The sequence below is a fragment of the Streptomyces sp. ADMS genome (assembly GCF_033441795.1).
Taxonomy (GTDB): Bacteria; Actinomycetota; Actinomycetes; order Streptomycetales; family Streptomycetaceae; genus Streptomyces.
Map to the genome: position 1 here is coordinate 1 of NZ_JAVFVX010000190.1, position 8,425 is coordinate 8,425.

8 protein-coding genes and 1 pseudogene are annotated in these 8,425 nt (G+C 67.5%); 4 read left to right on the plus strand and 5 right to left on the minus strand.

Translation table 11 applies throughout. The features are described from left to right. The 3 genes and pseudogenes from RB628_RS38390 to RB628_RS38400 all read left to right on the plus strand — a co-directional run. A partial coding sequence (locus RB628_RS38390; protein ID WP_318325281.1) for an XRE family transcriptional regulator occupies nucleotides 1-533 on the plus strand: 533 nt, incomplete at its 5' end. After that, nucleotides 530-2,143 (plus strand): tyrosine-type recombinase/integrase, encoded by a 1,614-nt coding sequence (locus RB628_RS38395; RefSeq protein ID WP_318325282.1) that lies wholly within the window; start codon nucleotides 530-532, stop codon nucleotides 2,141-2,143. The genes RB628_RS38390 and RB628_RS38395, both read left to right, overlap by 4 nt. A 1,192-nt stretch (nucleotides 2,144-3,335) precedes the next feature. Then, nucleotides 3,336-3,554: pseudogene (locus RB628_RS38400) on the plus strand (BRCT domain-containing protein); the annotation flags it as partial. Here RB628_RS38400 and RB628_RS38405 read toward each other — a convergent pair. The 5 genes from RB628_RS38405 to RB628_RS38425 all read right to left on the minus strand — a co-directional run bounded on the left by RB628_RS38405 (nucleotide 3,511) and on the right by RB628_RS38425 (nucleotide 7,678). Continuing rightward, the gene (locus RB628_RS38405; protein WP_318325283.1) at nucleotides 3,511-5,307 is read right to left on the minus strand and encodes a hypothetical protein; all 1,797 of its coding nucleotides are present in this window, start codon (nucleotides 5,305-5,307) and stop codon (nucleotides 3,511-3,513) included. The pseudogene RB628_RS38400 and the gene RB628_RS38405 sit on opposite strands and share 44 nt — an antisense overlap. A gap of 39 nt (nucleotides 5,308-5,346) precedes the next feature. Beyond that, nucleotides 5,347-5,505 carry a hypothetical protein gene (locus RB628_RS38410; protein WP_318325284.1) on the minus strand — a complete coding sequence of 53 codons (159 nt, stop codon included), beginning with the start codon at nucleotides 5,503-5,505 and terminating at the stop codon, nucleotides 5,347-5,349. A gap of 867 nt (nucleotides 5,506-6,372) precedes the next feature. Further along, nucleotides 6,373-7,029, minus strand: coding sequence for a nucleotidyl transferase AbiEii/AbiGii toxin family protein (locus tag RB628_RS38415; RefSeq protein ID WP_318325285.1), 657 nt, complete (start codon nucleotides 7,027-7,029; stop codon nucleotides 6,373-6,375). Nucleotides 7,030-7,040: 11 nt separating this feature from the next. Next, nucleotides 7,041-7,364 (minus strand): hypothetical protein, encoded by a 324-nt coding sequence (locus RB628_RS38420; RefSeq protein WP_318325286.1) that lies wholly within the window; start codon nucleotides 7,362-7,364, stop codon nucleotides 7,041-7,043. A gap of 143 nt (nucleotides 7,365-7,507) precedes the next feature. Further along, on the minus strand, nucleotides 7,508-7,678 hold the full coding sequence (locus RB628_RS38425) for a hypothetical protein (RefSeq protein ID WP_318325287.1): 171 nt from the start codon (nucleotides 7,676-7,678) through the stop codon (nucleotides 7,508-7,510). Nucleotides 7,679-7,926: 248 nt separating this feature from the next. On the opposite strand from RB628_RS38425, the gene RB628_RS38430 reads away from it, so the two are divergent. Continuing rightward, nucleotides 7,927-8,425 (plus strand): TOTE conflict system archaeo-eukaryotic primase domain-containing protein (locus RB628_RS38430; protein ID WP_318325288.1); only part of this gene is annotated, 499 nt, incomplete at its 3' end.

Here is an 8,425-nt window from a genome sequence, read left to right on the forward strand (position 1 = left end):
AGTTCACCGAGCACTCCATGAAGAACCTGGAGTCCGGGCGCAAGACGAGCATCACCGTCGCGGACCTCGTCGTCCTGGCTGACGTCCTGGGCGTCCCGCCAGTGACTCTCCTCTTCCCACTCGGTTCCTCGGCCACGGTCGAGGTCCTCCCGGGCCGGGAAGTGTCCACCTGGGACGCGGTCGCGTGGTTCACCGGCGAGTCGCCCATGGATGGCCCCGCCCCCGAAGGCACCGCCCGGGACGTCCTCGACGTCTTCCGCCAGCACGGTGACCTGGTGGCCGCCGCGATGTCCTCCCACGCCCTGGCCAGGGAGCGGCGGCGCACGGCGAGCACCACCCTGGACCGGGCCCGCAGAGCCACCCTCCTACAGCGTGCCGAGGGCTACGAGGAGCACGCGTTCGAGGACTGCCAGGAACTGCGCGCGTTCCGTGGCCGGATGCGTGACCGCGACCTCGCACCTCCGGCTCTGCCCGACGAGCTGGCCTTCGTCGACCAGCCTGAAACACCGACCCACCCGGAGGACAACGAGTGAAGAACGGCAACCTCATACGGCGGTGCCGCTGCACCGACCCGAAGACCAAGAAGGAGTACGGCACTTCCTGCCCCAAGCTCAAGTCCTCCCGACGACACGGCACCTGGACCGCCGCCCAGGAACTCGACCCCGCACAGGACGGCCGCCGAAGGCGGTTTCGTCGCGGCGGCTTCGAGACCTCCGCCAAGGCCCAGGAGGAGTTGGACAAGGTTCGCGCCCTCATGGCTATTCCCGAGGAGGACGACGCCTGGGGCAAGACCCAGATCAGCGACCTCCTGGAGAACTGCGTCAAGGACAAGGACCCCGTCCCGGACTACGACGAGACCCGCCGCCGGTTCAAGACCGGGCAGACCCTCAACTCGAAGACCACCGTGGCGGAATGGCTCGACACCTGGCTCACTGGCCGCAAACGCCTGCGGCGCGGCGGGGCCACCCGCTACGAGCTGGATATCCGGGTCCACCTCAAGCCGCACCTGGGCCACCTTCGGCTCGACAAGCTGCGCGTCCACCACGTCGACGCGATGTTCAACGCGATCAACGAGCGCAACATCGAGATCCAGGAGCAGAACACCCAGCGCCGCTCGGTTCGCGGCGAACTCAACGCGACCCCATGGAAGGGCGCGGAGAACCGGGCGCGACGCAAGTGGCTGCAGGCACAACTCGACGCCATGCCGCCCTTCCGCCGGATCACCGGCCTCAATACCCAGCCGCATATCCGCGACACCCTGCGCGCCGCGCTGAACGTCGCCATCGCCCAGCAGGTCATGCCCGCTTTCAATCCCGCCGCCCACGTCGAGCTGCTGCCCGGCGCCAAACCGAAGGCCATCATCTGGAGCGACGAGCGCATCGCCCGCTGGCAGGAGACCGGCGAGAAGCCCTCACCGGTCATGGTCTGGACCCCCGAACAGACAGCCAGGTTCCTCGACTCGGTCGCCGACGACCGCCTGTACCTGTTCTGGCGGCTCATCGCCTTCCGAGGTACCCGGCGCGGCGAGGCATGCGGCGTCCGCTGGCAGGACCACTCGGCGAAAGCCCGCTCCCTGGCCATCGCCACCCAGCTCGTCCAGGACAACTGGGAGGTCCACGAAGGCGCACCCAAGACCGACAGCGGCGTCCGTCTCATCGCCCTCGACGACGAGACGCACCAGCTCCTGCTCGCCCACAAAGCCCGTCAGGAGCAGGAACGGGAAGTCTGGGGCGAGGGCTGGCAGGAGTCCGGCCGGATCTTCACCCAGGAGGACGGCTCCCTGCTCCATCCCGGCAAGGTCAGCGACCTCTTCGAGCGTCTCGTGGACGCCGCCGGCCTGCCGCCGATCCGCCTTCACGATCTTCGTCACGTCGCCGCTACGCTCATGCTCGCGGCCGGGGTCGACGTCAAGGTCGTCTCCGAGACCCTCGGCCACTCCGACACTCGCATCACCCGCGACACCTACCAGTCCGTCCTGGACGACCTCGCCCGCGACGCCGCCGAGAAGATCACCCAGCTCGTCCCGCACACCCGCAAGACCCTCTCCGTCGTCAAGGACCAAGAACCGGTCACCGGCACCCGCAGGCCCCGGATGATCCCGCCCCGCAAGGGCAGCCCAGCAGAAGACGAACGCACCGCCTGACTACCACCAGGCAGCAAGGAGCCCCGGCCAGCAGGAATCTGGCCGGGGCTCCGGCATGTGAGGCATCACTTATGCCAATTGGCCGACCTCATCACCATCGCACAGTGTGACAGCGCAGGTCGCGCCCCTGTGGCCGGCTCGCCGCGCGGCGGCTCCATCGCGGCCCGGGACAACGCACGTTGCGCCCCCGCGGGTTCTCCCGGGCTTCCGTTGAGTGTGGTGTGACGCTGCGCTGGTGGTGTGAACTGGGGTTCTTCCCCGCGTCTCTGGGGCTGTCGTGATCGCTGCGACATGTTGCAGAAGAGATCGGAGGAGACCCTTGCGGGCCTTTCCTGTACAGCTTGCCGTCCGGAGTCCGGTACTGGACGGTGGTGGACGAGGACTTCATCGTGGTGCCAGACGCGGACGCCTTCCTTCGGCACGTCCGATTCAGCAAGGACCAGGCCGAGCTGACGACGCGTACGCCGGGCACATCGCGCTATTCCTTCGCTGGTGCGCCCGGACCGGCCGGGACTGGCGGGTGGCGGCAGACGAGCTGGGACTGTTCGTCGTCTGGCTGAAGTTTCGGTTCGACGGAGACCACCGGCGTCGACCGGCCGATGGGCAGCGGTCTGGTCTACCCGGGGCCGGGGGCTGAGCCGGTGCGTGAGCCGGCCTGGATCGGGAACGTCCTGACGGGGGTTCGGCAGTTTCTGCTGCACGGCATCGCCGCGAAGATGGTGCCCTCAGCGGTGATGGGCCCAGCTCTACGAGGTCGCGCCAGCGACAAAAGCCGCACCCGGGCGCGCGGGTCTACCGGCTGCTGGAGCACCTCCAAGACGAAATCGACCACCAGGGCTATGCCGAGCTGACGACGGAGCCACGCTGGAGGTCCTGGTCGATGAACTGGGGCACCAGCGGCTGTCCAACAACGACAACGAGGCCGTGGCCCGCGCGGTCTACCTGCAAGAGGTACTCGCTTCCGGCCAGGTCACGGTGATCACCCGGGACATCGGCATGCGGGCCCCGCCCGGACATGAAAGTTCAAGGTCGAACCGCTCCCAGAGAAGTACCTCGTCCCCTCCGATGGCTTGCCCTCCGCCGACCTCGACAAGGCCGTCGAGAGCATCACCGTCGGCGACTCACCCGCTCCGGCGGCAGCACCCGCCGTGTGAGGCCAGGCTGCGGAGAGCGCTGCCCGTGCCGAGGAAGCAGGATCAGCAGCAACCAGATGAACGAGCTGATCGAACGCGCCGCCGGCAAGTCTTCCTCCAGCGTCTCCAAGCGCACCTCCCTCCTCGTTGCCGGTGAGGGCCCCGGATCCAGCGCAAGGCCCGAAGACCCCGACGTTCGCATCGTGACACCGGACGAGTTCGCCGAACTTGTCCTCAGTCACCTCCCCCACCCGTCCCGGTGGGGCGGCAGGGGGTGAGGCGGACGGGTTTGTCTGTGTGGTCGGGGGCGTTTCGTACGGTTAGGTCCAGCCCGCTGCCGGTGGGGCGGGCGTCAATGACCTGCAAGGGGGGTGACTCGATGGTGACGGGCCCGGTCGCGATGTTCTGGCCGAGGATCTCCACGTGGTAGTCGTCTTCGGTTCCGGAGATTTGCACCAGGCCGTGGGTGGCCGCGAGCTCGCGGTTCTCGGGGGTGTCGTCGGCGCCGAGGGTGGCGGTCACCGTACGGATGACTTCCGCTGTGCGCCCAGTGAGGAGGGCATGGGCCGTGCGGATGGCTTCCTTGTCCTGCGAGGGGATCTGACTGGGCAGTTCAAAGGTGGTGACGGCCAGATGTTCGATGGTGACCAGTTGTTCCAGCAGCTCGATTATTGGGGCTGCGGCCTGCTGGTTCACCCCGTCCAGCACAGGTACCGGCCGGGGTTCGGTGAACGGTTGACCGGCCAGCATCACGCACAGGGTGTGATGGGGGAGCAGCGCGGCGGCGAACCGGACGACGTCAAGCCGGGCGGCGGGGCGGAGCCGGTCGGCGACCTCAAGTTCGAGCCTGACCTGCAGATGGCCGGTGCTGTGATCCACCCTCAGTTGACACTGGAACGATCCGGTGGTGTCGGTGCCGCTCAGCACACCGCCCCGGGTGCCCGCGCGCAGCGAGGTCATGCGCAAACCCAGCACTGCCACCCGGCGACCCTGCCCGTCTGCGACCACCAACTGCGCCGCGTGGTCAGCTGGGACGTTGTGGGCTGACAACCAAAGCCTCATCCCGGGTCCTGGTTGTCCTGGGGGAAAGTTCACGACTGCGGGCCCGGTGACCTTGAGGTTGGTGAGGTGCTCGCCCGGGATGACGACCGGATCTCCGAATGCCAGGGCACGCTCCCATGCCTGCGCGGTGGCCTGGGCCTCGGGAGTGTCGGCGAAGGCCAGCCAGAAGCCGGTCGGTCTGTCTCGGACAGCGCCGGGGTAGGCGGGAAGCATCTCCACCCTGGTGTCCGGCCCTGGTCCGACCGTCATTTTGAAGGTGTAGTGGGGCTCCAGTTCGGTCAGCCGCGCACTCATGCGGCGCATCCGCTCCAGGGCCTCGCCGACATCGGCGACCGGAGCCTGTTCGCGGACCAGTTGTCGCAGCAATCCGTTGGTCTCGGCCATGGCGTCTTCGAAGTAGAACCTGCGGACCTGTGGATGCACGGCCAGCCGTGCTTCGATCCAGGCAGTGTCACGCCACGTCAGCTCGAAGGAGTAGCGCCCGCGCAGGGTCTTGAACCACTCCAGCTCGTTCGGTGTCGGGTCGATCGGGACGATCAGGGTCCAGGTGGCTGGGTTGAGCGTGGCGGCCTGCTTCAGGGACTGCGCCACCTGTTGCCGGCGTTGCGGGGTCATCCGTCCGGTGAAGGACTTCATCTCGAAGACGTGCAGTCCGTCGGCGTCGGTGAACTGGGCGTCCCGGCCGCCGTCGCCTCCAGCACCGTCGATCCGCTGTACGTCGACGTGCAACAGGCTCAGCAGGACCGCGATGCCCTTCTCGAACACCTTGGGATCCTCGGGCCAGGAGATTCCGCTCATGCCACCCCGCTCCTTTACTAAATGTATCTGCTCGCGAGCGCAGCGTAGCGGCACCGTGAAGGGCGGCGGAATCTGCGGGAAGGCGCCTTCCTTATCGAGTACAGGCTCGGCCCCCCGAGCGACCAGAGCCGCAAAGACCCCTTCCGGACTCACCGGATGCGTCGCGGTCACTCCCGAGCAGGTCGCCGCCTGCGGCCTGCTGACCGGCGCTCATTCTCCGGCACCACCACCCAGGCCGATGCCCTGCCGCCGGACGCCCTGGCGGCGATCGTGCGCCAGGGCATCGAGGACCGCCGCGACCCTCTCCTCCACCAGCGGACCCTGAAACGCGAGGAAGTCGAACTCCAGGCCGTCCGCGACCGACTCCATGGTGAACCTAGGACCCTCTGAGTGAACATCTGAGAGCCTGCGTGCACCACAGGTGTTGCACCGGCTATGGTCGCCCTGACCGCTCCTGAGCTGCGTGGATTCGAACCGCACGCTCGCGGCGCCCCGGAGAAATCTGGATGACCACACCCGGTCTTCCCGCGAGCACCACGGCCGCCAGCCGCTCGGTCAGCCCAGCCCGCTTTCCAGAAACGACCGGCTCACCGATCACCTCCTGCTCGTTCCAGCCACGGCGGAGGCGGGCCGCTTCTGGTCCGCATCAGCCAGGCCGCTGAGGCTGCTGCGGACCGGCACCGATCTCGTCCAGGCGCTTTGTAGGAACCCGACAGCATCTCAGCCCGCTTCACATGCACCCCGGCCACCGCCGCTGCACGCCCGCTGCACAAATGGCCACCGCCCGGCCACCGGAGGTCCCTGAATGCTGCCCCGCGAGGGGGCCAAGGACAGCCCAGAGGCCGCAGAAAAAGAAAAACCCCAGGTCACGGCGAGTGAGTCCTGGGGTTCCTCAGAGCCGCCTTCGGGATTCGAACCCGAGACCTACGCATTACGAGACCATGAGCGTTCGTGACGGCTGGTTCCGGCTCGTGCCGCCGTGTGCTGTTCTGCCTGATCAGAGCACGTACGGACAGTTCTACAGTGACGCCCTGTATTACCTCGTCCAAAGGCGTCCGGCCGCACTGTGGCCGCACATGGCCACACCCACAGGTGTTCCGGTCGGCGGGAACGCCATTGTCACCCTCCTACAGGGCAGCCGCAATGCTCCTGCTCCTGCTCCTGCTCCTGCTCCTGCTCCGAAGTGCCGATAACCGGTGAAAGAGCCCGCACCAGTTGGCGCCAGGGCCTGCTGGGTCATCTCTCGTCGAGCCGTTCATCGAGGATCTCGGCAGCCCAGCCACGCAGCCGTCGGCGCATGGCCTCTACCTGGCCACCATCGACGCCGTAGGCCTCGTACTCCCGGTCCGGCCAACGGTCGACCGCCCGCAGCGCCTGGGCGAAATAGCGCGGATCGAACCCAGCATCGTGCTCCGACGCCAACTCCAGCAGCCGACCACCCGAGTACCGCCCGGAAGCAAGCGCGGCATTCACATCGAGGTAATCACGCGGCGCGGCCCGTCCGAACAGCGTGGTCACCTTGTTGGCCACCGCGTCGTCAGGGTGCAGTACGGGACCGATCTCCAAAACAGCAGGCGACCGAGCCCGCCAGTCGCACCCGAGCTCCACCTTCGCCGTGTGTCCCTGTTCGTCAGTAACCGCGAACCGGGCGAACACCCCACCGGACTTCTCCACCTCAACGGTCAGGTCTACCCCCCGGTACGCCGCAGCCACCGCATCAACTGCCTCGGAGAAGGCAACCGGGTCAGCGTTGTCCGTGAACAGGTCGACGTCATCCGACAGCCGCTCCAGAAACCCGTGCACCTGCACCGCATACCCGCCGGCCAGGACAAAGCCGTACCTCGCGGCGGCTCCAAGACCGATACGGGCGAGCCGGGAGTGAAACGGATCCATGCCGACGAATACTATGCAGCCCTGCGGGCCAGCTCCGGGAAGCGCCCCTCCCACATCAGCCGCACCCGCGGCGGAAGCCACAGCCTCTGCCACACGGCTGAGAGAAGCACGCGGTCGAGGAACTGCCGCAGCTCCTCCACATGCATGGCCTCGCGGATGACCGTCTCATAGAGCATCCGCAGGTCAACGTCATCCGACAGGTCGTAGGCACTCTTCGGTGTCCAGTCCAACGCGGTCGGCAAAACCACGACCCCGTCCGTCGGACCGACCAGCTCATCCAGGGTCTCCGGAACCGTGTACGGCCGGATCTCCGCATACCGCACCCGTGTCTCCATGCGCTCAGTATGCCCAGCCTCGTCCCGGACAGCCACAGCCATCTGCCGTCGATCAGGGCCTGCAGGAGCCGGAGCGGATCCGTCCGGGTCAGGCCAGTGGGTAGCCCTGAGCGAGCAGGGCTTTGCGGAACGCGGGGAGCTTTTCAGCGGGGGACGACCAACTGCAGCTCACCGAGGCGGGTGCAGAGGGCGCGCAGGCGGCGGTCACCCGCAAGGAGAGCAGCCAGCGCTTCGTCGGCGCACTCGATGAGGTGGACCGTACCGGTGTCGCGGACCTTGGGACCTTGCCGAGTGGGTGTTCTGGACCAGCGCACCTCACGGGTCGCTGGTCCTGCGGAGAGCCAGAACAAACCCGGTCCGAAGTCAGACTGCGAGCGGGGCTCGCAGCGCGAGACGTTCCACGCCCAGCACAGCACGCTCGCGCCCGTGGATCGTGCCCATCTGATGCAGCCTTCACCAGTCGATGCCTCCAGTGGCCATCCGGACCAGGAGAGCGAGGGAAACGAGGGCGGAAATGTCCTGATCGGCTGCGGTCCGGTCAGGTTTTTTGGATCATTGACCCGTGGATGACTGGTCCGGTTGGGACGACCCCGCCGAGTTGCGGATCCGGCTCGACGTCGCGCTCGAGCAGATCGCCGAGCTGACGGAGGAGAACCGGCGGCTCCGGGATCGCCTCGGAATGCCGGCACCCGACACCGTGCCCGAGCGGCCCGCGGCGGCGGAAAGGCCGGCGCCGCTCACATTGCCCGAGATGCCGTACGGCAGTGGCCTGCCCTATGCCGACGCGGCCTCCGCCCCGCAGGCCAAGGTCGCCCTGTTCCGCGCACTGTTCGTCGGCCGCGCGGACGTGTACGCGAACCGGTGGGTGAGTGCGAAGAACGGCCGGACCGGATGGAGCCCGGCCGAGGAGAACCCCTGGGACAAGGGCAAGTCGGAAGCCGAGCGGGCGTTCTTCCCGCTCACCGACCAGGTGATCTTCCGCCACCTGAGTCGGCCTGAACCGGGCCAGCGCGAGCTGCATGTGGGCCTGTACCCGATGTTCCCCGACGACACGACCCAGT

Bases quoted from the DNA above. Each gene is read 5' to 3' on its own strand.
- RB628_RS38410 (WP_318325284.1), bottom strand. From the start codon at position 5,505: ATGGAGTCGGTCGCGGACGGCCTGGAGTTCGACTTCCTCGCGTTTCAG.
- RB628_RS38415 (WP_318325285.1), bottom strand. From the start codon at position 7,029: ATGGATCCGTTTCACTCCCGGCTCGCCCGTATCGGTCTTGGAGCCGCC.
- RB628_RS38420 (WP_318325286.1), bottom strand. From the start codon at position 7,364: ATGGAGACACGGGTGCGGTATGCGGAGATCCGGCCGTACACGGTTCCG.